The sequence below is a fragment of the Psychrobacillus sp. Z3-81 genome (genome assembly GCF_056620325.1).
This window is the reverse complement of sequence record NZ_JBWQPU010000003.1, coordinates 1-22851: the sequence shown is the minus strand read 5'-3', so window position 1 is coordinate 22851 and position 22851 is coordinate 1. Positions and strand designations below refer to the sequence as shown.

The window sequence follows — 22851 nt, the reverse complement described above, 5'->3', positions numbered from 1 at the left end:
ACATTTTGTCACTAACGTTGTAAAATCTGCATAGTGCACTGATTTTCCGCCAATTGCCTTCTTTTCCCTCCCTTTGATTTATAACTAATTTCACCATTTTTGTTTTTATATTCCACTAGTTTACATCAAAGAGGAGGAATTTCTATGACAAGTAGTGAGGTAAAACAGTTAATAGAAGGTCACCAACTCTCGAGAAGTCTCTAATCATATTACGGAATATAGCGATAAGCGCTTATATATTAAAGATTATGAAGTAACCTTTATGCAAAACGGGGAGTTAGTAACCAAAAGGTTAGCAGTAGAATCAAAAAGAGTGGTGGGACTAGAACAACCAAGGTTAGAATACCAATATCTAGATGAAAGCATCCATACACGGAGCCCTCACTTATTCCAGAAAGGCTACTATAACACTAAATTATTTATCCAAAAATAAAGGCGCACTCCTCAAAGGAGTACGCCCATTTTTTATTTCAACAATCCATTCTTCAAATCCTCATGCCATTTCAGCAGCATAGGCAGATCATCTTCCGAAATAGAGCCCTTTTCACGCGCCACCTCCGTGAGCGCGTTGAAATTCGTTAAGCTCACATAACTAATTCCTGCTTCGTTGAAGGCCTTCACTGCTTTCACTAATCCATATGTAAAAATTGATACAACGCCCAATACTTGAAGACCTGCCTGCTTCAAGGCCTCTACTGCCACTAGGCTGCTGCCTCCTGTGGAAATTAAATCCTCGATGACTACAACCTTTTGACCTGGTACTACCTTGCCTTCGATTTGATTGCCTCTGCCGTGCTCCTTCGCCTTTGAGCGTACATACATCATTGGTACATCTATCACATCACTAACCCACGCAGCATGGGGGATTCCAGCTGTTGCGGTACCGGCTACCGCCTCTACATGTGGAAAGTTTGCTTGAATCGCCTCGGCTAATCCCTTTGCAATTTCCTTGCGTATTACCGGAGAGGACATCGTGATACGGTTATCACAATAGATCGGCGACTTTATCCCTGATGCCCAAGTAAACAAATCATTCGGCTTTAATTCTACTGCTCCTACGTCCAGCAGTGCAGCCGCTATTTTCTTTTCTAGTGTCATTTGGATTCCTCCCACATGTTCAAGATTGTTTGGTAGCTCGCTACTGGATCAGCTGCTTGTGTGATTGCACGCCCAACTACGATATGAGTGGAGCCAAATGCTTTAGCCGTTGCTGGTGTAGCTACTCGCGCTTGGTCGTGCGTGTTTCCTGCCTCTAAGCGGATGCCAGGCGTCACACGTAAAAAGCTTGGCCCACAGCTCTCAGCAATTGCCTGCGCTTCTAGTACAGAGCAAACCACGCCGTCCATTCCAGCCTTTTGGGAAAGCTTCGCATAATGAAGAACGGAATCCAATAGACTCGTCTGAATCAGCTGTTCCTGATGCATCTGCTTTTCAGAAGTCGAGGTTAGCTGCGTTACACCAATAATAGCCGGTCGCACTTTGCCTACTGGCGTTCCTGCCTCTAAGCCTTCTCTTGCTCTTGCCATCATCGTTTCTCCACCAGCCGCATGCACATTGATCAGGTCGACGCCAAGTCTTGCAAGTCCCTTCATTGCCTGTTCGACGGTGTTTGGAATATCGTGTAGCTTCAAATCTAGGAAAATGTCATGTCCTTTTTCCTTTAACGCATATACAATTGACGGGCCTTCCTGCAAATAGAGCTCCATTCCAACCTTCACAAATAAAGGCTCTTGAAAGGGAGTAAGGAACTGATAAACCTCCTCCGCTGTTGCGAAGTCTAAAGCAATGATTGGGGTAGATTTCATAGTCGATGGCTCCTTCCTACTAATTCTGCTACTGACTCTATGCCAAGCTCATCTAGCTTTGCAGGTAATTGTTCAATTAAGGTTGGGCAAACAAAAGGATCCACAAAGTTTGCCGTACCTACTGCAACCGCGCTTGCTCCAGCTGATAAAAAGTCGATGACATCATCAATCGTAGAAATACCGCCCATCCCGATGATTGGGAGAGTCGTTTGCTTTGCCACATCATATACCATGCGAAGTGCAACCGGCTTAATCGCTGGCCCTGATAGTCCACCAGTAACATTCGCGATAACAGGTCGGCCAGTCTTTGTATCCAATCGCATTCCTAAAAGTGTGTTAATCATCGTAATGCCATCTGCTCCTCCAGCTTCAACTGCCTTGGCAATTTCCACGACATTTGTGACATTCGGGGAAAGCTTCACATAAACCGGCACGGAAGATACTGCCTTCACTGCTCTTGTTAGCTCCTCTGCCAATACTGGATCGGTACCGAATGTAATACCTCCAAGCTTTACGTTTGGACAAGAAATGTTTAATTCCAACGCATGCACGTTTGGCGCTTTGGAGATTTCCTCCGCTACTGCCACATAATCCTCTGTCAGTGTCCCAGCAACGTTTGCGATGATTGGCACATCATACTGCTCTAGCCAAGGTAATTCGTTGCTCATTACTTTTTCTAAGCCTGGATTTTGAAGTCCGATTGCATTTAACATCCCAGCTGGCGTTTCTGCTACTCGTGGAGTCGGGTTTCCGAGCCTAGTTTCTAGTGTGGTTGCCTTGATCATAATGGCTCCTAGCTGCGAAAGGTCATAAAGCTTAGCGAATTCCTTGCCGAACCCGAAGCAGCCGGAAGCAGGCATGATTGGATTTTTTAAACTTAGTCCTGGTAATTCAACGGTTAATCTACTCATAGTTGCACAACTCCTGACTTGAAAACTGGCCCATCTGAGCAAACCTTCACGTAATCTGCCTCTACTTCCTCTGTCGTCTTGCAGACACAAGCAAAGCATGCCCCGATGCCACAGCCCATGCGCTCTTCAAACGATAGATAGCCTTCCTTCTCTGGAAGCATTTGCTCAAGGGCTGCTAGCATTGGTGTTGGTCCGCAGCTAAAATACTTCGTAAAGTTATCTGTAAGCTCTGCTATCACGTTTGTAACAAAACCTTTATGCCCGTAGCTGCCATCTGCTGTTACGATATGGGTTTCTCCAAGGCCACTAAATTTCTCCTCATAAAACACGATATCCTTTGATTGGAAGCCAAGCACATGCATCGGCTTAGCTCCTTTTTCTACTAATCTCTTTGATAGCTCATATAGAGGAGGAACCCCTATGCCGCCTCCCACTAGCAATACCTTTTCACCAGCTTCCACCTTATCCACTGGAAAGCCATTTCCGAGAGGACCAAGCACATCCACCTGGTCGCCCTCCTTCTTTTCTGCTAGTAGTGTAGTGCCTCGTCCTTCCGCTCGGTAAATCATCGTAAAGGTAGAAGCGGTGCGGTCAATCGAACAAATACTAATTGGTCTTCGTAATAAAGGCTCCATCTGATCAGACACTCGTATATGGACAAATTGACCTGGCTCCTTCATTTCCTGCACCAGCTGCCCCTTTACGGTTAGCTCATAAATGTTTGTTGCAAGCCGCTCTTGACTTACAACAACCATTTTTTCTTGTCTGATCATACGAGAACCTCCTGCTTCTTCATTGTATCTGTAGAAAATGTCATCGATTCGATTACACGCAACATTGCCTCGGCAGTGTCTAGAGAAGTTAGGCATGGTATTCCATTCTCTACAGACTCTCTTCGAATACGGAAGCCGTCACGCTCAGGCTGCATCCCCTTCGTCAATGTGTTGATGACAAACTGTGCTTTTCCTTTTTGGATGACATCTAATAAGGTCGCGCCTCGACCACCGATTTTATCAACTACATCTACTGGGATGCCTGTTTTCTCGATTGCCTCCGCTGTTCCTTTTGTCGCAATAATGCGGAAGCCGACATCGTTGAAACGCTTCGCAATGGCAATTGCCTCTTCCTTATCTTTATCAGAAATCGTCATTAGGACAGAGCCGTGGTCTTTTATTTCCATGCCAGCTGCTACTAAGCCTTTGTATAATGCTTTTTCTAATGTAATGTCCTTGCCCATTACCTCTCCAGTGGATTTCATCTCTGGTCCTAATGTGATGTCCACTCGGCGCAGCTTCGCAAAGCTGAACACAGGAACCTTCACGTATACGCCTGGGCTGTTTGGTGCTAGACCTGGCTTATATCCCTGCTCCACAATGGACTGACCTAGGATTGCCTTCGTTGCAATATTTGCCATTGGGATGGATGTGATTTTACTTAGGAATGGAACGGTACGACTAGAGCGAGGGTTTACCTCAATTACGAATACTTCATCGTTTGAAATCACATATTGGATGTTCATAAGTCCGACGATATTTAGGCCCTTTGCCAGTCTCGTCGTATAGTCTACTAGCGTGTCAATATGCTCCTGAGAAAGCTTTTGCGGTGGGTATACGGCGATGGAGTCACCAGAGTGAACCCCTGCACGCTCGATATGCTCCATGATTCCTGGAATCAAAACATGGTCCCCGTCACAGATGGCATCCACTTCTACTTCAGTTCCCGTTAAGTAGCGGTCAACTAAAACCGGGTGCTCGGGACTAGCGTCTACCGCATGCTCCATATAATGTTTAATTTCATCCTCGTTGTAGACGATTTGCATTGCACGACCTCCTAGCACGTAGGACGGACGAACAAGCACCGGATAGCCAATCTCGTTTGCAATCTCTACCGCTTCCTCTACCGATATAGCCGTTTTTCCAAGTGGCTGAGGGATACCGATTTCATGCAAAGCAGCTTCAAACTTGTTACGGTTTTCTGCTCTGTCTATATCCTCCAGTGTCGTTCCAAGGATTTTTACGCCTCTTTCCTCTAGCGCCTCTGCCAAGTTGATTGCTGTTTGCCCACCGAATTGGACAACCACGCCCATCGGCTGCTCCAAGTCTACGATGTGCATCACGTCTTCCACTGTCAGTGGCTCGAAGTAGAGCTTGTCAGAAATCGAGAAGTCCGTAGACACTGTTTCCGGGTTGTTGTTGATAATGATTGCCTCATAGCCTGCTTCTTTTATTGCCCAGACAGAATGTACGGTTGCATAGTCGAACTCTACCCCTTGACCGATTCGGATCGGACCAGAACCGAGTACAATCACGCTAGGCTTATCGGTTTTAATGGACTCATTTTCTTCCTCGTATGTGCCGTAGAAGTAAGGAGTTTCTGATTCGAACTCACCCGCACAAGTGTCTACCATTTTGTAAACTGGAATAATGCCATGCTCTTTACGGAAGTTATATACTTCAATTTCTTTTACGTTCCAATACTTTGCGATTGTTTTGTCTGCAAATCCCATACGTTTTGCTTTATATAACACTTCTTGATCAAACGGATTTTCTTGAATTACTTTTTCGTACTGAACGATATTTTGTAATTTATTTAAGAAGAATAAATCGATTTGGCTCCATTCATGAATTTGTTCAATGGTTACCCCACGTCTTAGGGCTTCTCCGATGAAGAATAAACGCTCATCTCCTGCTCGGCGGATACGCTTTTTCATCCACTCATCTGAGATGTCCTCACTGTTTTTCATTTCTAGGTGGAAATGCCCTGTTTCTAGTGAACGAACCGATTTTAGAATTGCTTCCTCAAAGGTACGTCCTAGTGACATAACCTCACCAGTTGCTTTCATTTGCGTTCCTAGATTACGTTTCGCTGATTCGAATTTATCAAACGGCCATCTTGGAATTTTTGCTACGATGTAATCTAGTGCCGGCTCGAAGCAAGCATATGTTTTTCCTGTTACCGGGTTCATCATTTCATCTAGCGTCAGACCAACCGCAATCTTCGCTGCAAGCTTCGCAATCGGATAGCCTGTTGCTTTGGAAGCGAGTGCTGAAGAGCGGCTTACTCGAGGATTAACCTCGATGATGTAATATTGGAAGCTATGTGGATCAAGTGCCAGCTGTACGTTACAGCCACCCTCAATCTTTAGCGCACGAATGATTTTTAGGGAAACATTTCTTAGCATTTGGTTTTCACGGTCCGATAATGTTTGTGTCGGAGCCACTACGATAGAGTCCCCTGTATGAATCCCCACTGGGTCCACGTTTTCCATGTTACAAACGACGATGGCGTTATCCGCTGAGTCACGCATTACCTCATATTCGATTTCCTTAAAGCCTGCGATCGATTTTTCTAGCAGACATTGTGTTACAGGGCTGTATTTCAAGCCGCTAGTCACGATTTCCTGTAAGTCAGCATCGTTGTAGCAGATTCCTCCGCCTGTTCCACCAAGTGTGAACGCAGGGCGGACAATTACTGGATAGCCGACCACCTCGACAAATGCTTTTGCCTCGTCTAGGTTGTGGATGATTTCACTTTCAGGTACTGGCTCATTTAATTCGTTCATCAACGTACGAAACAGGTCACGATCCTCCGCTTGATGGATTGCATCTAGCTTCGTCCCAAGAATCTCGATTCCCAGCTCGTCTAGAATGCCTGATTCATGCAGCTGGATAGCCATGTTCAATCCTGTTTGCCCGCCTAGTGTTGGAAGGATAGCATCTGGACGCTCCTTACGAATAATTTTGCTCACAAATTGCAGGGTGATTGGCTCGATGTATACTTTGTCAGCAATCTCTGTATCTGTCATGATTGTCGCCGGATTTGAGTTTACAAGGATTACTCGATAGCCCTCTTCCTTTAAAGAGATACATGCTTGCGTCCCCGCATAGTCAAATTCTGCCGCTTGACCGATGACAATTGGACCGGATCCGATAACTAAAATAGTTTCAATATCTGTACGTTTAGGCATGTGCAGTCTCCTTTTTGCTTGCTTTATTCATTAGCTCGATAAATTGGTCAAATAAATGCGTGGAATCCTCTGGACCACAAGAGCCCTCTGGGTGGAATTGTACACAGAAAACCGGGTGCTTCTTATGTCGAACTCCCTCTACCGTTCCATCATTCAGTGCAATATGTGTAATTTCTAAATCTGTGTTAGCGATAGAATCCGCATCAATTGCGTAGCCATGGTTTTGAGAGGTCAGCTCTGTTCTACCAGTTGTTAAATCTTTCACCGGATGATTTCCGCCACGATGTCCAAATTTCAGCTTGAAGGACGTTGCACCACTTGCTAAGGAAATCAGCTGGTGACCTAGGCAAACTCCGAAAATTGGGACATCTCCGATTATTTCTCTGACCATTTGGATTGCTTCCGGGATATCTGTTGGATCTCCAGGTCCGTTTGACAGCATCACACCATCTGGGCGCATTGCTAAGATTTCCTTGGAGGATGTGTTATAAGGAACGACAATCACGTCACAGTCACGCTTGTTTAATTCTCGTAAAATACCATGCTTCATGCCGAAGTCTACTAGCACGACACGTTTACCACGTCCTGGACTTGGATACGGTCTTGTGATAGAAACCTGCTGTACGACATTTCTTGGAATCTCTGCTGCTTTTAGATATGCTACTGTTTCTTCCACGTTTACCTCTTCTTCTGCTTTTGTTAATAAACCCTTTAAAGAGCCATGCTTACGAATGATGCGTGTCAGCTTACGAGTATCAATTCCTTCAATACCAGGAATATTTTTCAGCGCAAGAAACTCGTGTAATGTGCTTTCTTTTCGGAAATTCGATGGTGTCTCTGCCAGCTCTCTCACTACCACTCCAGCCAAGCCGATATCGATTGCTTCAAAGTCATCAGGGTTTATCCCATAGTTACCTACCATCGGATAAGTAAACGTAAGGATTTGGCTACAGTTAGATGGATCCGAAATAGATTCCTGATAACCAGTCATTGCTGTCGTGAAGATAACCTCTCCCATTGTCCCCTCTTCACTTCCAAATGCATTCCCTTTAAATACCGTACCATCCTCTAAAATTAAGTATCTTGTTTTCATATCTGCTCCTCCTGCCATACGATTTCTCCGTTATAGATTGTTACCTGTGGCCAACCTGTACAGTCCCACTCATGGAACGGTGTGTTCTTCCCTTTTGATAAGAAAGTTTCCTTATCAATTGCCTGTTTTTTATTCAAATCTATTAAGACTAAATCTGCCGGTGCCCCTACCTCTAATCGACCATACGGAAAACCAAATACATCTGCTGGCTTTTTCGTCATGTAATCGATCAGCTGCTTCAATGTCCACTCCCCAGTTTGCACAAAATTTGTATACAAAAGTGGAAATGCTGTCTCTAGTCCGACAATTCCAAACGGAGCCTTTTCAAATGCGTTCGCTTTTTCCTCCTCTGTATGTGGTGCATGGTCGGTGGCAATAAAATCTATTGTCCCGTCTAGCAGTCCCTCTCGAAGAGCAAGCATATCCTCTCTTGCCCGAAGTGGAGGATTCATCTTCCAATTCGCATCATTCGAAGGAATGTCGTCCTCACATAATAAAAGATGATGCGGACTAACCTCTGCTGTTACATGGATCCCTGCTTTTTTTGCGTCTCTTATAACTCTTACCGATTCCTTCGTACTCACATGGCATACGTGATAGTGAGCGCCCGCTGCTTCAGCAAGAAGGATATCTCTTGCTATATGTACTGATTCTGAAACAGAAGGAATTCCCTTTAGTCCTAGCTCTTCATTTCGCTTCCCTTTATGCATCACACCACCATAGATCAACGTATTGTCTTCACAGTGTGCAACAATTGGGATTTGTAATCTTGCCGCTTCCTCCATTGCCTCTAACATCGTACCAGCCTGTTGAACCCCTACCCCATCGTCTGTTAAAGCAAAAACTCCTAACTCCTTCAACGCTGCGATGTCTGTTCTTTCTTTTCCAGCCTGGCGAATCGTGATAGACCCGTACGGTAGCACTCGTACTAGTGCATTCTTTTCCACTAAGTCCAATACTTTTTGAAAGTTCTCGGGTGTATCTGGTACTGGTCTAGTATTTGGCATTGCACAGATTGTTGTATAGCCGCCTCTAGCAGCAGCCTTCGTACCTGTTTCAATCGTTTCCTTATGCTCGCCACCCGGCTCCCGTAAATGGACGTGCACATCAATGAACCCTGGAGATAATAACATTCCTTTACCGGCGATTTCCTTTGCATTCTCTAGCTGGATATCTTTCCCGATCCCAGCTATCTTGCCATTTTGGATTGCTAGACTGGAAGACTCTAGCTCTCCCTTATCGTTTAGTAGCTGGATATTACGGATAATTTTTGTCATGTTATTCTCTCCCTTTCATTATCATTTCGAGTACTGCCATGCGAATAAATACGCCGTTTTTCATTTGCTTAAAGATTCTGGAGCGTTCACATTCCACCAGCTCACTTGCAATTTCTACCCCTCTATTAAAAGGTGCTGGGTGCATGATGATTGCGCCCTCCTTCATTCTTTTCTCTCTATCTACCGTTAATCCATAATTTTCGTGATAGATTTCTTTCGAAAAGCTCGTGATTCCGTCATGTCTTTCATGCTGTACTCGTAAAAGCATGAGGACATCTGTGCTTTCTATTACTTTATCTAAATCATGAATTGCGTTAAATTCCGCCTGCCATTCTGGTGGGCAAACAAATTGTACCTTGGCGCCTAGCCTTGTTAGCGCATCTGCATTTGACCTCGCCACTCTGCTATGGGCAATATCTCCAACAATCGTGATTACTTTATCCTGCAGTGTTCCATACTCCTGCCAAATTGTATAGATATCTAGTAGACTTTGAGTGGGATGATTTCCAGTTCCGTCTCCTCCGTTAATAATGGGCAGACGAACCTTCCCTACGAGTTCCTTAAAAAACTCGTTTTGTTCGTGTCTAATAACCAAAGCATCTAAGCCGATGGACTCCAAAACCTTCACCGTGTCGTATAGCGTTTCACCCTTCAGCGTGCTGGAGAAACCTGCATCAAATGGTACAACCTCTAAACCTAGTCTTCTCTCCGCCATCTCAAAGCTCATCTTCGTCCTTGTACTTGGCTCAAAAAATAAATTCGCCACATGATATTTCCTTGTTAGTGAAGAAGATGTACCGTCCTCAAAAGCCTGTGCCTGCTTTAAAATATCCATCATCTGCTCCACAGACAATTCCTTCATCGAAACAAGATCCGTTAAACGCCTTCCAGAAACTAGATTCACCACAAAATCCACCTCTCATTATTGAAATGCGCAAGCGCCTGCTCTGCCCCGACAAGCAAATGGGGAGCTTTAACACGGAAGGAAAACTAAGAACGTCACCTCGTGTGACAACGTTTTCCTGACCAACATCCTGTTGGCCCTCGAGGGGCAAGGCGCTGAAGCTGGACATATTGAAATGCGTAAGCGCCTATGTCTGCCCCGACAAGCAAATGGGGAGCTTTTTGCAAAAAGAGGCTATAAAAAAACCTCCTCGAGAGTCGTCGAGAAGGTTCGTGAAAGCATAGGCAAAGTAGAGTAGCTCCCCGTGCACACTCTTTACCTATTCTTAAACCCTTCGCAGACTCTCTGTTCTACTGTTAAAAGGTTACGCTATTTAGTTTATTTCCTCCGGCAGCTCTTTTTTTCTACCAGGAAGTATTAGATTTAAAATCACACCAATGATTGCAGCTAATGCCATTCCTTCGATACTGAATGCTTCATTAACTACAAATTTCGCTCCGCCAATTCCGATTACCAAGATAACCGAAGCGATGACCATATTACGGCTATCTCCAAAGTCTACTTTTGCATCCACCAGCATACGCAATCCGCTAGAAGCGATAATTCCGAATAGCAGGATGGAAACCCCACCTAGAACCGCTGTTGGAATCGTCGTGATGACTGCCATCACTTTTCCCATGAATGATAGGAGAATCGCTACAACCGCTGCACCAAGAATGACATAGACACTGTACACTCGAGTAATTGCTAGCACACCGATGTTTTCGCCGTAGGTCGTTTTCGGCGGACCACCGATCAGGGCACTTACAAATGTTCCAAGCCCATCTCCTAATAGAGATCTATGTAAACCAGGCTCTTTTATATAATCTTTTTCTACTACTTTTCCAAGAACAAGCTGATGTCCGATATGCTCTGAAATTGTCACAATAACCACCGGCACCATTGCTAGTAATATAGTAGAAGTTATCTGAAACTCATAGTCTATACCTGGAATCAAGAAGTCTGGCATTGCAAACCAGCCAGTTTCCTTGATTGGGTCAAAGTTTACGATTCCAATGATGATAGAGTAAATATATCCAACTACCAACCCTATTAAAATAGGCATTGTACTAATAATATTTTTAAAGTAGATGGTGCAGATAATCGCTGTGAACAAGGTAACTAACGCTGCTGAGAAATGAAGGAAGCTATACGCCTTTTCTCCTGCATCTCCTACTGGAATGTTCATCGCCATATCCACTGCTACTCCAGCAAGGCCTAGCCCGATTACCATGATTACTGGGCCAACCACGATAGCTGGTAGTAGCTTCATAATCCAGTTGTAGCCACTTTTCCATATAACCAGTGACACAATCCCATACACCAATCCGACCATCATGGCACCAATCATGGCATTTCCGGGATTTACAGACATCCCCGCTTGATCTATACCAGCTACATAAATGATTGGAGTAATAAACGCAAAGGACGAGCCTAAATAAGCTGGGACTTGAAACTTGGTGATTAGTAGAAAAATAATCGTTGCTATCCCACTTGTTAATAGCGCAATTGCCGGGCTTAACCCTACTAACTGCGGAACCAGAATAGTGGATCCGAACATTGCAAACATATGCTGAAAGCTCAGGGTGATTAATTGTCCTTTTGATGGTTTTTCATGAACATCTAAAATCGCATTTGACATGGGGAGTCCCTACCTTCATTTGTTTATTCGTAAATTGTGACAGCATCCTGCTGATCTGCTTCTACTACCTTTACGACGATTCTTTCATTACTAGAGGTTGGAATGTTTTTCCCAACATAATCTGCTCGTATTGGTAGCTCGCGATGCCCTCTATCTATTAGAACCGCAAGCTGAATTTGTGCAGGTCTTCCTAGATCCATCACTGCATCCATTGCTGCCCTCACCGTTCTACCGGTGTATAACACATCATCCACCAGCACGACTTTTTTATCTGTCACATCATGCGTGATATCTACCTGCTGCACTAACGGCTCCGAGCCATTTTTCAGAGAAAGATCATCTCGATATAAGGTAATATCGAGCTCCCCTGTTTTAATGGCCTTGCCTTCAATTCGCTCGATTCTTTCCGCAAGCCTCTTTGCTAGGAAAGCACCCCTCGTTTTGATTCCAACAAGGATACAATCTTCAATTCCTTTGTTTCGCTCGATTATTTCATGCGCAATCCTTGTTAGTGCCCTACTTATGGATTGCTCATCTAATATGCTTGCCTTTTCTTCCATGTGAACCTGACCTCCTTTTCGTGTAAATAAAAAACCTCTTGAGCTAGAGAAGCCCAAGAGGTTGTATGTGCGCAAGAAATTAGAGTGATTCCTATAAATCCGCAGATTGATAGTGAGTCACGTTCACATTGTACCTTCTCAGCCTCTCTGGACTGTTATTAAAGGTGAAGCTATTTACTTTTTTAACAGTATAAAGGATTAATCCTCATTATGCAATGACGTTTTTCGTAAATCATCCAATAAATGTTGAAAATCTTCCGGCAGCGGATATGAAAACTCTAGATATTCACCTGTTCTTGGCTGAATAAAACCAAGCACTCCAGCATGTAGCACTTGTCCATTGAAATCTATTGTTTTCTTCGGACCATACTTTGGATCTCCAGCAAGCGGGAATCCAATATACTTCATGTGCACACGAATTTGATGGGTTCTACCAGTCTCTAGCTGACATTCCACAAGCGTGTACTTTTGGAAGCGCTCCAGCACTCTAAAATGAGTGACTGCATGCTTGCCATTATCTACAACACCCATACTTTGACGATCCTTTTTGTCACGGCCGATTGGCGCATCAATCGTTCCCTTATCATGAGCAATGTGTCCATGAACAAGAGCAGTATACTTACGAGTTACGGTCTTTTTCACCAGTTGATCCACTAACGATACATGAGCCACATCGTTTTTTGCGACCATCAATAAACCAGACGTGTCTTTATCGATACGATGCACAATACCAGGGCGCATAACGCCATTAATACCAGATAGGTCTTTAATTTGATACATCAACCCATTTACTAATGTCCCAGAAGTATGACCAGGAGCAGGGTGCACAACCATTCCTCTTGGCTTGTAAACTACGACAACGTCCTCGTCCTCATAGATAATCTCCAGGTTCAAGTTTTCAGCTACGATATCTAATGGCACGGACTCTGGAGGAGATACAACAATCACGTCTCCCTCCTTTACCTTATAATTAGACTTGGCAGGCTCATTATTCACCAGAACATGGCCTTCTTTAATGAAGTTTTGAATCTGCGTACGAGACCAATCTGTTTCGAAGGACGCGATTGCCTTATCAATTCTTTCTTTTTCTAATTCCTTTTCTATTACATACGTTTGTTCTTCCATTATTTCACCTTTTTCTTTTCTGCTCGTTCAATACGTTCCTCTTTTAGGATGAACAAGATAATAAATATTACCCCAAAAGTTAATGCAGCATCTGCAATATTAAAAATCGGGAAATCATAGTTGATGATAGGGATTAATACATCTGCAAAATCCACTACCTCGCCTCTCCACATGCGGTCAATAAAATTCCCTATAGCTCCGCCTAAGATAAGCATCAACCCTGTTTGAAAGAAAGGTTTACCCTTTGCTTCCTTATGGAAATAATAAATAATCGCAGCAACCACCACAACGGTGATAACAGCAAACAATGCCATTTGCCCCTGTAATATTCCCCACGCTGCTCCACGATTTCTATGTGAGAGGAGCGCAAAATAAGGATCCCACAGAATAATCCGTTCTCCTAGCTCCATGTTTTTTACTACCAGCCATTTCGTCCATTGGTCCAGTAGAATGACAAACGCTGCAAGCCCATAAAATTTCCACACAGTAATTCCCCCGATAATTGTTCACATTGTCTATAATTTTGCTTTATATAAGTCAGAGCGCTCTAACAAGACTCAAATTTAACAATCTATTCTAGTTTACCATACATAGGGGAAGTTCGTAAAAAAGTATCATAGGAGAATTTATTCGCCCCTTCTTATTGCCTCCATGTTCTCTCTTACATGCTCTTTTCGTTTCATTCCAACCATGACCGCACTTACTTTTTTATTTTCAAGTATGCTTCTTAATGTTTGCCGCGCATCCATTCCATCATCAAAGGCTTTCCCTAAGTTGAAGGGTGCACTCGTTGTCACATGAATTTGAAGCATTTCAGCTGCTTTTAATAAAGAGCATTTCTGTGCACTAACTGTTTGATTGAACAGCGATTTTCCCTCTTGCATCGAAAAATTAAAGGGAAACTGAATGAACCTAAAATGGTGCTGCTCCCCTGCCACTAGTTCCGCCGTTTGAACCACTTTCTCTAACGAGAGATAACCTGCATCCTGAGGATTTCGCAAAAATCCATGCCACGTTGCCAACCCATAGTATCTAATCTTTTCCTTCTCCACCTGCTCCTCGAAAAATTGAAACAGCTTCTCTAACTTTTGATAGAACTTTGTCTCCCCAATTACCTCCAACGAAATTTCCGGATTATGAAGGTAATAGATATCTAGCGTTTCTACATGCACATTCCTTCTACTCTCCTCTATGGCAAATTGAAAATAGCTTGGCTCCAACACATGCTTACTGGTACCCATTACGTGAATATCCTTCTCCTGGATGATCTTTTCCTTTAGAAGGACTTGCTTTAAATACTCGGTAGGCACCAATTTGGCGTCAATATCACCTGGTATTAGGCCTGCCTTGGTAGATAGAATAATCTCTTCCCTTTTCAACACTTGATCTTCTACGATTATTTTTTTCAAAACCTGCCCAATATCTCTTTCCGATCTCTTTCCACGATAATTTAAGGCAGTATCCACAAAATTTATCCCATTTCGTAATCCGTATGTTAATGCCTCTTTATATAGCCTTGAATCCTCGTCATTCATTTCCCCAAGATGCGTTCCAATAGCTATAGGAGACGTACAAAACATCGGCAGCCTCTTCATTTCCACATAATGTTGTTGAAGATATCGAACAGTTTGCGCTACATTCGCTGACCCACTAATCAAACCATGCACCCCTTTTCTTTTATAAATGCTATCTTAGCTTGTAATTTATAGAATTATAAGACTTATATGCAAATAAAGCCCATGGTATAATTAACCTATAGAGACGGAGGGAACGGCATGGTGTATGTGAAATGGGGAGAAAATACAGTCAGACTTACTTGGAAGCCTGAATTGGTTCTGACAGAAGATAGAATTGTTACAAGTGTGCACGGTATTTGTGTATTGGACGGTAAAATCCTGTTAAGTCATATTGAAGGCAGGGGCTTTAATTCTCCTGGTGGTCATCTAGAAAATAACGAGACACCAGAAGAAACATTACACAGAGAAATTTACGAAGAAGCGTATGTACGAGGGACAGCTACTTACTTAGGCTGTATTGAAGTGAGCCATGAAGAAAACCCAACTTACAATGGTAAATATCCAAAGGTTGCCTATCAGGCATTTTACCGAGTGGACATTACAGAGTGCCTACCTTTCCTTAGAGAATTTGAGGCAAAGACACGCATATGGGTAGAGCCATCGGAAGTGATTCAAGTAGTAGATGATCACGAATTAATACTAGAGATTATAGAGGATGCAATGAAGGTTCGCTAAAAGGAAAAATGCTTGTGGAAAGGTCGTCATATGATGTTAATCTTGATAGTGTCAATCGCTTCTATCGTTATATGGAGCACAGTGTCTCAGGAACTCGGAAAGTCTTCGAAGGACCAGGACAATAGAAGAATTATTACCTTAATGTCCGCAGGTACTCTGTCCACGTTAATTCTTACGATTAAATTGTTTCAAACTATTCCATTTTCATGATAAATCGTTTGAAAATGTGTTTGATTATCCTTCATATAAGTTGACCTTGGGAGGTATTTATTTGTTATATAGTCCAAAATGGAGCAAAGCTAAAAAACAATTAAAAAGCTTCACTTGCGAATCCTTACGTTCAAGAGTGGACTTTCATGTCATTAATTATAGACGTGCACACGACCAGCTAGGTAGAGCTATCATTACTGTGGACAAAGTAGAAAAGTTAAATATGTGCACAATCACTGTGGAGAGAGAAGAATATTACAGAGGTAGAGCTATAAGAAAAGAATTAGACGACTTTAATTTTGATGATGTATCTAATAACCGTGCCATTCAAGATAAGGCACATCAAATACTTAAGAACGAAGCCATCTATGCACAATATGATTTCTTTTCTACTTTAGAAAAATATTTCAACACGTCTATAGAAGATTGTTTACGCTCATCCGATAGTTTAATGAAAATATTATGCCTGTTGGATCGTCGTATTGGGAAACGAACATTAATGAAAATGAACGACACAATTGCAAGTGAACATCCGTTAGTCCAAGACTTTTTTAAACTGCGCTGTGAAGCAGAAAATGTAAGAAGCTGCATTTGAGAAACCATGTCATAATGAAATAGCATACTTATCAGGAAACACACCTAAACTATCTTGAAGAACCTTGTTGAAAACATATTCTTCAGGGAGAAAGGACTTTGAATTTAGTAAGTGTGTAACCTTCTTATGAGTTTCCCTTCTTGAAGTAAAGTACCCGTTCGTTAAAGTACAATTTTTCACATTATCATTTTTCTCTTTTTTGTTTCTGGGACCTTTTGGTTACTAAGGACAAAACAAATAAATGCTGAAATGCTACAAACATATGGTAGGAAAGGATAACCCCAATTAGATATCACATAACCACCAATGATTGAACCGATGGTAATGCCAATATATAGAGCCGTATTATTCCACGCCATAACCATTCCCCGTTCTTTGGGATATTCAACTGTTAATCGTGCTTGATAGGATGTAAATCCTGCATACCCAACCAAAGCCCATATGAACAAAATGAAATAAATCCAACCCCCAGTTGAGAAGAAGATTCCTAAACAAACGAGTATAAGGGTTAATAAAACTAACGTAGCTTTAGAAAATTTCTTTTCCCCAAACCTGTCTGTGAATTGTCCACTTATAAGACTTCCTAAAACAGCACCAATCCCATAAAAAGTAACAGCTAATGCGATTTCTGATGATATGAATCTATTTTCGGAATAAAGAGCCGCACCTAAGTAAACATAAAGAGTATACATCGAAATTGCCCAAAAGGTGGTAACACTTACCGAACCGAGGATTCTCAGCAAATTTCCTTCTAATAGATTCCTTGTTAAATCATTCTTAGGAACACATTTCCATGTTTTATAATTCACTACCACCAATAAAGTTCCTATAACAGCCATTACAACAAAAACTGAACGCCATCCAAGAAAATTCTCTAGTAACGTACCGATTGGTGCTCCTGCCCAAAGAGCTGTTAAATGTCCTGAAATCACAATAGAAAGCCAAGTTCCTCTTCGATTAGATGGTGCAATATCCCCGATAATTGCATAAATCACAGGAGTGATGGCAGCAACCGCCAAGCCAGCTAAAATACGACTAATAATTAACCAAGTAAAAGAAGGAGAAAAAGCAGTTAAGATATTAGAGAAGGAAAATAACATTAACCCAAAGGTAATAAAAACTCCTCTTCCATTTTTATCTGAAGCCCAACCAAAGAAAGGTGTTGCAATAGCATAGGTTATAGCAAAAACAGTTACCATCCATCCTGTCATCGCTGAACTAACACTATAAGCTTCCGAAATGAAAGGTAGTAACGGAGATACTACAAATAAATCTGTACCCATTAGAAACAAGGTTATCCAACCAACAATCAAACTGGCTCTCCCTTGCAAATCCATTACACCCCCCAATTTGCAATTATTATATGTATATTTTTTAGAGTCGTTACTTCCATAAGTAATTCAATATAAAAAGGCATTAATTTCTCTTGGATTAACCGTTATATACTAAATGCCTAATCCGGTATTCTATAAAGAAAAATAGAATATGTTCGATTAGAAAAAAAGCTTTACTCCTTCTTGAAGTAAAGCACCCCGTCAGCTGAATGAGGTTACTTCACCCAATAGAAAAATCCATTATGACGAAGCATTCCCCTCTTGGTTTCTAAATAAATATTTTAATAAAGACATTCCAAGCCTAATTAGTAAAATGTAAATAAAACTTCGGCAAATACTTAGAACTAAGACAAATACATATATGCCAAAATCTTCGACTTCGTTTAATCCGTAATATTGCAGTTGCCAATCAAAAAAAATATTATAATAACTTATCCCTAATGATATAGGAATTAATAATACCCAATAAGCTTTAGGCAAACTGACTTTATACCCCTTAACTAACATTTAATCACCATCTCCATTTTTAAGTAAGAGTGTAAATCTTCTAGACCCTCCACGGTATGCTCAACCTTCATACTGTTTCATGTATTATACGAAAAAGATAAAAGGAAAGAAGATATAAGCGTCATCCACATTATGAACCAAGTAATACCATAAAGGATACGTTATACCGCATATCACGATTGATGTGATTAATGGAACTACATAATATTTCTGTTTTTTATATAATCCAAGATTCACTGCTATTCCAATTAACAATACAAAAATCGTAGGTAATAATATATATAATCCTATTGAGAAGCCCCCAAGAAAACTCATGAAGTAAAGTAGAAAAGCAAGAACATAAAACCTAATCGCAACCATCTTCATTGATCCCCCCCAATATCCCCTTAAGAAAAAAGTCGTCTAAGCTACCCATGATCTTGATTCAAAGCCCCTGTTAGCTGAAGAAGGAATTATTTTCTTTGATCATCCAACTTATTGATTCAATAATAATATCTGGTCTATCAATATGTATTGAATGACTTGCCTCTTGTGCTAATATCAATTTACTATTTTGAGAAAGATTAACTTGGTTCATAATTAGTTCTTGCCACTTTTCTTCAAATAACCTTAACTCCGACTCTGGTAAACCATCCTCAATTCCCAACCTAATATTATGTTCTTTATCTCGCCCAATTACCATTAAAGGTACATTAGGAAATTCACCTAAGTTCTTTATGGTATCTGCGTCCACCTTCCAATTGCTAATTTCAGAATGCATTGCTTTGTATAGCAAAGGATTTATCTGGAATTTTATTAATCGTTGTTGTACATCAAAAGGGAGTTGTTTTTGTTTTATTGAAAGAGTAGGATTAATGATTTCTCTTAATTCTTCCTGATTCATAAGAGAATAAGAAGCACATTTTTCCATCCAAATCTCATCGGTTGAACCTTCATTCAACACTGGTGTATCCAACTCGTCTAAGACCTTTAAATCAACAGAAGTTGAATCTACTAAAACTATTCCCGCCACCTTTTTAGGATGCTCTTTCACAAAATGCTGGGCACATAAACCACCATAGGAATGGCCAACTAATAATACGGGTTCAAATATTTCAAGTAAAAGCATCAACTCATTTATTTCGTTTACGACCGCCTGTGTATTACGGACTTCATTCCGAATTTCACTATTACCAAGTCCAGGTCTATTAAACATTATTACTCGATTTGATTTACTTAATGGGTCTATCACATCGTACCACTCATCAAATGAGCAACCCATCCCTGTAAGGATAATTATTGGTGTACCATTTCTTCCTTTTCGAAGAATTTCCATTTTATTATGATTAATTGTTAAGAATTCATTAATATTAATCACCCTTTGCATATTAATTATTGATATATTAGTCCTGTTGAAATCAACGTTCCTTTTACCTGGTTAATTTACTTTTACCTTAGAATTACTCTATTGTCGCTATATTTCGGACGATAAAACTTGCAATCTCAGATTTAGATAGGGTCCCATCTACAATGAGGTCAGAGTTCGGTTTTGTCGTATTTAACATATCCAGATACCCCCGCCTTCCTCTAAGAATGTAGTTTTCTAGATCCAGCTTTATATCCTCGGCAGAACTATTTTTAAAATCTCGCATTATTCTCCGTGCCATTGCAATATCCAATGGAGTATCAATAAACACTGCAAAATCAATAAATTCTCTTGTGTTAGTATGTAAATAAGCAAATGGAAAATCTAAAATTATGTAATCCAATGGTTCATTAACTAACTTCTTTATATCTCTAATTAGTGGCGATAAGTCCCATTCATCAGGATTACATCCATTATCAATCCATTCTATAATGTTATCAGGACCATCAAAATCATAATCATCAAAAGATATTGTTTTACTATTTTGCAACTGCCCTTTTAGGTAAGAGGTTATTGTAGTTTTGCCCCCACCCGAGACAGCAGCAATTGAAATCACAAACGGAAATTTCTTTTTCATAAAATCCTCCAAGTTTCGAATTTCTTCGTCCGCTAACCTGCTCCTTAAGCAACATATGAAAAAAGACCACTCTTAAAGCAGTCTAGTTCATAAATTCTATTCTTCATTGGAATAATCTATAAGGACTTTTTTACAACCCTCACATAGATAAGCATCTACATAATTAATTGAAAAGCGACTTTGATTCGATAATAGAACTGATTCTTTATTCAACCTGGGTTCAATACTCAACTTAGATACTTTTGGTACCCAAGCAAGTCTAGTACCACTCTGTATATACCCTTTTTTCATTTCACTGCCGCAGTTAGGACATTCATTCAAAAGCATCCCTCCTTACTGTACACTTTCTATATAATAACATCATTGTTATGTATTCTCTTAACCATCCCATAAATCCTTCTTCCGCTAACCTACTCCGTACCCGTTATTTGAGTAGCATGCATATGAAAATTCATTCGTAGACAATTAGTTACTATCTTTTAACACAAGTGTAGCGAATGCAAAATTACTGTTATTAATTTTCGTTCTAATTAACAAACAATGTATAAGGTTTCCGTCTATTGCATAATCCGTATATCTCCCAAAATCATGAGTTTGCTCGAATTGTAATTCAACGATTCCATTTTCTCCAACTCTTGGGACGACTGGGGCGATATCGTACTCGGAAATAATGTATCCATTCTCATCTAAAATGTAGTCATAAACCTCAAATTCATCAGATTCAAAGTTTATAGATTCAATTTGTATGATTTCACTATGACTAATGGAGGGTAACTCACTAAATTTTTTACCTACCATATAATCCCTGACTCTCTCTACAATTTCTTCCTTTTCTTCGTTATACAGATCTCCAAATGAAATAGTGGGTAATTGTTCAGAAGAATGGGTTATTCTAATTTCGGGTTCTTCTGTTCCTTGTTGACATGCAGCAAGAAGCATTATAGTAAATATAATAACAACCCACATTTTTGGTCGAGTTTTCAATTTTTCACTCTCATTTCTCATTTATGACTTTAAAAAATTCGATGAAATACTAGTAGAATAACTCGTCATATTACTACTTCAAGCAATTCCAAGTTAACATTTTACTGAACTAGCCTGCCGTTTTAGTTAATTTCTAATAAAACTAACTCTTCATTCATATTAACATTCACGCCTATTATTAATGGTTCATATACAGCAAGTTCTTGCTTACTATATCCGACAGTATCAAATGTTATAAAGCCTTTTATATAAATATTGCCATCTTCCTTAGTAAACTCAGTTAATTCACTATTAATCTTTCTTTGATCTAGCCAATTGCTAGCTACTACTTCAATATCTTCTTCCAACACTTCATTCTTGCCTATCTGGCCTATGGTGAAAGAGTAACTTAACTCAGTTACGTTTGAGTTGGATTCGTCTTCAAGAGTAATAAGATAATCTTGTATTCTCATATTTTCTTTATCTTTATGCTCAACGTTACAACCAACTAAAATGAATGATAAACACACCCACACTACTAATTTATTCATAACTTTCGTCCTTTTTATATTTACCTGCTTTTAAATAACTCAGCTTCACATTTCTCAATAAAATTATGTAATTCTGGCTCTATATTTACTTTTATTTCATGTAATATCTGGGACATTAGTTAAGGAATATCTTTATTTTCAACTTCTCTGTTTAGTGTTCGTTTTGCTAGTTTTACAATATTATTTTTCGCCTCTTCATTACCTCTTAAATAATATTTTAAATTTAATATCCATAATTTTAAAAAATGATGGTACTTATTAATTGGTACCTTTATCAAAGAAGGAATATGTGGGGTAGCCATAACTTGAATGTCTATTATCCAAAATATAGGTAGATCTCTATAGACAAAAGATATCACGTACTCTTTATGTAATCACGAAATCTACACCTATTTTAACATAAACATCCATTTAATGATTCGTAATTTTACAGAATTATAATACTTATTTGTAAATTAAATTTGCATTATAATTAAACTATAGAGATGGTGAGAAAGGCATAGTGAATGCGAAATAGGGAGGAAAAGCATGGTTAAATCGGAAACCACATTGGGAATAAATCATGGACCACACTTGGGGGTTGGTTATTGTAGAGGTTGAGAGATACAAGAAGCAAAAGAAATTGCCAAAAACGCCCCTCCTGTATCGGAAGAAAAGTTTGAGGATACAGTACATCCTTGGGAACCACTGGAAGGTTTATTTACTAAGAATGAGGATTAAACTAGAAAAGGCTTCGGGGCACTTCTATTGAAGGTCTGGTACGAACGAGAGTAAATCCATTGTCTGATAGATGGTCCTTCACGAAGGTTGCCTGCCTGTCAATAAAAAAGGCCTTCACCGATTTACTCGGTGAAGGCCTTTCTGTTGCCTAGCGACGTCCTACTCTCACAGGGGGAGACCCCCAACTACCATCGGCGCTGAAGAGCTTAACTTCCGTGTTCGGTATGGGAACGGGTGTGACCTCTTCGCCATCATCACTAGACTGCTTCGGCTTTCAATACGAGGCGCATTGAAACCCTCAATGAGTTGTTCACTCAAAACTGGATAAAGGACATCAGAAACAAACAAATTGGTTAAGTCCTCGATCGATTAGTATTCGTCAGCTGCACATGTCGCCATGCTTCCACCCCGAAC

General features: G+C 40.6%; 21 protein-coding genes and 1 rRNA gene. 2 read left to right on the top strand and 20 right to left on the bottom strand.

Annotation, left to right across the window (positions count from 1 at the left end):
* Window positions 1–465: 465 nt before the first annotated feature.
* The 13 genes from pyrE to AC1ECF_RS04075 form a co-directional block, all read right to left on the bottom strand.
* A complete protein-coding gene (gene pyrE / locus AC1ECF_RS04135; protein WP_480388136.1) occupies window positions 466–1098 on the bottom strand; it encodes an orotate phosphoribosyltransferase in 633 nt (210 codons plus the stop codon).
* Entirely contained in the window at window positions 1095–1805 is a 711-nt protein-coding gene (gene pyrF / locus AC1ECF_RS04130) for an orotidine-5'-phosphate decarboxylase (RefSeq protein WP_480388135.1), read from the bottom strand. The genes pyrE and pyrF overlap by 4 nt, the downstream gene beginning before the upstream one ends.
* Window positions 1802–2716: a dihydroorotate dehydrogenase gene (locus AC1ECF_RS04125; protein ID WP_480388134.1), complete on the bottom strand. Its 915-nt coding sequence runs from the start codon at window positions 2714–2716 to the stop codon at window positions 1802–1804. The genes pyrF and AC1ECF_RS04125 overlap by 4 nt, the downstream gene beginning before the upstream one ends.
* Window positions 2713–3489 carry a dihydroorotate dehydrogenase electron transfer subunit gene (locus AC1ECF_RS04120; RefSeq protein WP_480388133.1) on the bottom strand — a complete coding sequence of 259 codons (777 nt, stop codon included), beginning with the start codon at window positions 3487–3489 and terminating at the stop codon, window positions 2713–2715. Before AC1ECF_RS04120 ends, AC1ECF_RS04125 begins: the two co-directional genes overlap by 4 nt.
* On the bottom strand, window positions 3486–6683 hold the full coding sequence (gene carB / locus AC1ECF_RS04115) for a carbamoyl-phosphate synthase large subunit (RefSeq protein ID WP_480388132.1): 3198 nt from the start codon (window positions 6681–6683) through the stop codon (window positions 3486–3488). The genes AC1ECF_RS04120 and carB overlap by 4 nt, the downstream gene beginning before the upstream one ends.
* A complete protein-coding gene (locus AC1ECF_RS04110) occupies window positions 6676–7776 on the bottom strand; it encodes a carbamoyl phosphate synthase small subunit (RefSeq protein WP_480388131.1) in 1101 nt (366 codons plus the stop codon). Before AC1ECF_RS04110 ends, carB begins: the two co-directional genes overlap by 8 nt.
* A complete protein-coding gene (locus AC1ECF_RS04105; RefSeq protein WP_480388130.1) occupies window positions 7773–9053 on the bottom strand; it encodes a dihydroorotase in 1281 nt (426 codons plus the stop codon). Before AC1ECF_RS04105 ends, AC1ECF_RS04110 begins: the two co-directional genes overlap by 4 nt.
* 1 nt (window position 9054) lies before the next feature.
* Window positions 9055–9915, bottom strand: coding sequence for an aspartate carbamoyltransferase catalytic subunit (locus AC1ECF_RS04100; RefSeq protein WP_480388413.1), 861 nt, complete (start codon window positions 9913–9915; stop codon window positions 9055–9057).
* Between the two features lie 415 nt (window positions 9916–10330).
* The gene (locus AC1ECF_RS04095) at window positions 10331–11638 is read right to left on the bottom strand and encodes a solute carrier family 23 protein (RefSeq protein WP_480388129.1); all 1308 of its coding nucleotides are present in this window, start codon (window positions 11636–11638) and stop codon (window positions 10331–10333) included.
* Window positions 11639–11661: 23 nt separating this feature from the next.
* Entirely contained in the window at window positions 11662–12198 is a 537-nt protein-coding gene (pyrR, locus tag AC1ECF_RS04090) for a bifunctional pyr operon transcriptional regulator/uracil phosphoribosyltransferase PyrR (protein WP_480388128.1), read from the bottom strand.
* Window positions 12199–12396: 198 nt separating this feature from the next.
* On the bottom strand, window positions 12397–13323 hold the full coding sequence (locus AC1ECF_RS04085; protein WP_480388127.1) for an RluA family pseudouridine synthase: 927 nt from the start codon (window positions 13321–13323) through the stop codon (window positions 12397–12399).
* Entirely contained in the window at window positions 13323–13808 is a 486-nt protein-coding gene (gene lspA / locus AC1ECF_RS04080; RefSeq protein WP_480388126.1) for a signal peptidase II, read from the bottom strand. Before lspA ends, AC1ECF_RS04085 begins: the two co-directional genes overlap by 1 nt.
* A 141-nt stretch (window positions 13809–13949) precedes the next feature.
* Complete coding sequence (locus AC1ECF_RS04075) at window positions 13950–14981, bottom strand: aldo/keto reductase (RefSeq protein ID WP_480388125.1); 1032 nt, start codon at window positions 14979–14981, stop codon at window positions 13950–13952.
* A 117-nt stretch (window positions 14982–15098) separates the two neighbouring features.
* Between AC1ECF_RS04075 and AC1ECF_RS04070 the strand changes: the two genes are divergently transcribed.
* Window positions 15099–15575, top strand: a complete 477-nt coding sequence (locus AC1ECF_RS04070; protein WP_480388124.1) for an NUDIX domain-containing protein — start codon at window positions 15099–15101, stop codon at window positions 15573–15575.
* A 271-nt stretch (window positions 15576–15846) separates the two neighbouring features.
* The gene (locus AC1ECF_RS04065; RefSeq protein ID WP_480388123.1) at window positions 15847–16380 is read left to right on the top strand and encodes an SF0329 family protein; all 534 of its coding nucleotides are present in this window, start codon (window positions 15847–15849) and stop codon (window positions 16378–16380) included.
* A gap of 176 nt (window positions 16381–16556) precedes the next feature.
* Here AC1ECF_RS04065 and AC1ECF_RS04060 read toward each other — a convergent pair whose 3' ends face one another.
* The 7 genes from AC1ECF_RS04060 to rrf form a co-directional block, all read right to left on the bottom strand.
* Window positions 16557–17717 carry an MFS transporter gene (locus AC1ECF_RS04060; protein ID WP_480388122.1) on the bottom strand — a complete coding sequence of 387 codons (1161 nt, stop codon included), beginning with the start codon at window positions 17715–17717 and terminating at the stop codon, window positions 16557–16559.
* A 940-nt stretch (window positions 17718–18657) separates the two neighbouring features.
* On the bottom strand, window positions 18658–19578 hold the full coding sequence (locus AC1ECF_RS04055) for an alpha/beta fold hydrolase (RefSeq protein ID WP_480388121.1): 921 nt from the start codon (window positions 19576–19578) through the stop codon (window positions 18658–18660).
* Window positions 19579–19660: 82 nt separating this feature from the next.
* The gene (locus AC1ECF_RS04050; RefSeq protein ID WP_480388120.1) at window positions 19661–20203 is read right to left on the bottom strand and encodes a nucleoside/nucleotide kinase family protein; all 543 of its coding nucleotides are present in this window, start codon (window positions 20201–20203) and stop codon (window positions 19661–19663) included.
* Between the two features lie 96 nt (window positions 20204–20299).
* Window positions 20300–20524 (bottom strand): PF20097 family protein, encoded by a 225-nt coding sequence (locus tag AC1ECF_RS04045; protein ID WP_480388119.1) that lies wholly within the window; start codon window positions 20522–20524, stop codon window positions 20300–20302.
* A gap of 144 nt (window positions 20525–20668) precedes the next feature.
* Window positions 20669–21187: a hypothetical protein gene (locus tag AC1ECF_RS04040; RefSeq protein WP_480388118.1), complete on the bottom strand. Its 519-nt coding sequence runs from the start codon at window positions 21185–21187 to the stop codon at window positions 20669–20671.
* A gap of 122 nt (window positions 21188–21309) precedes the next feature.
* A complete protein-coding gene (locus tag AC1ECF_RS04035) occupies window positions 21310–21717 on the bottom strand; it encodes a hypothetical protein (RefSeq protein ID WP_480388117.1) in 408 nt (135 codons plus the stop codon).
* Between the two features lie 866 nt (window positions 21718–22583).
* Window positions 22584–22699, bottom strand: a 5S ribosomal RNA gene (rrf, locus tag AC1ECF_RS04030).
* Between the last annotated feature and the right edge of the window lie 152 nt (window positions 22700–22851).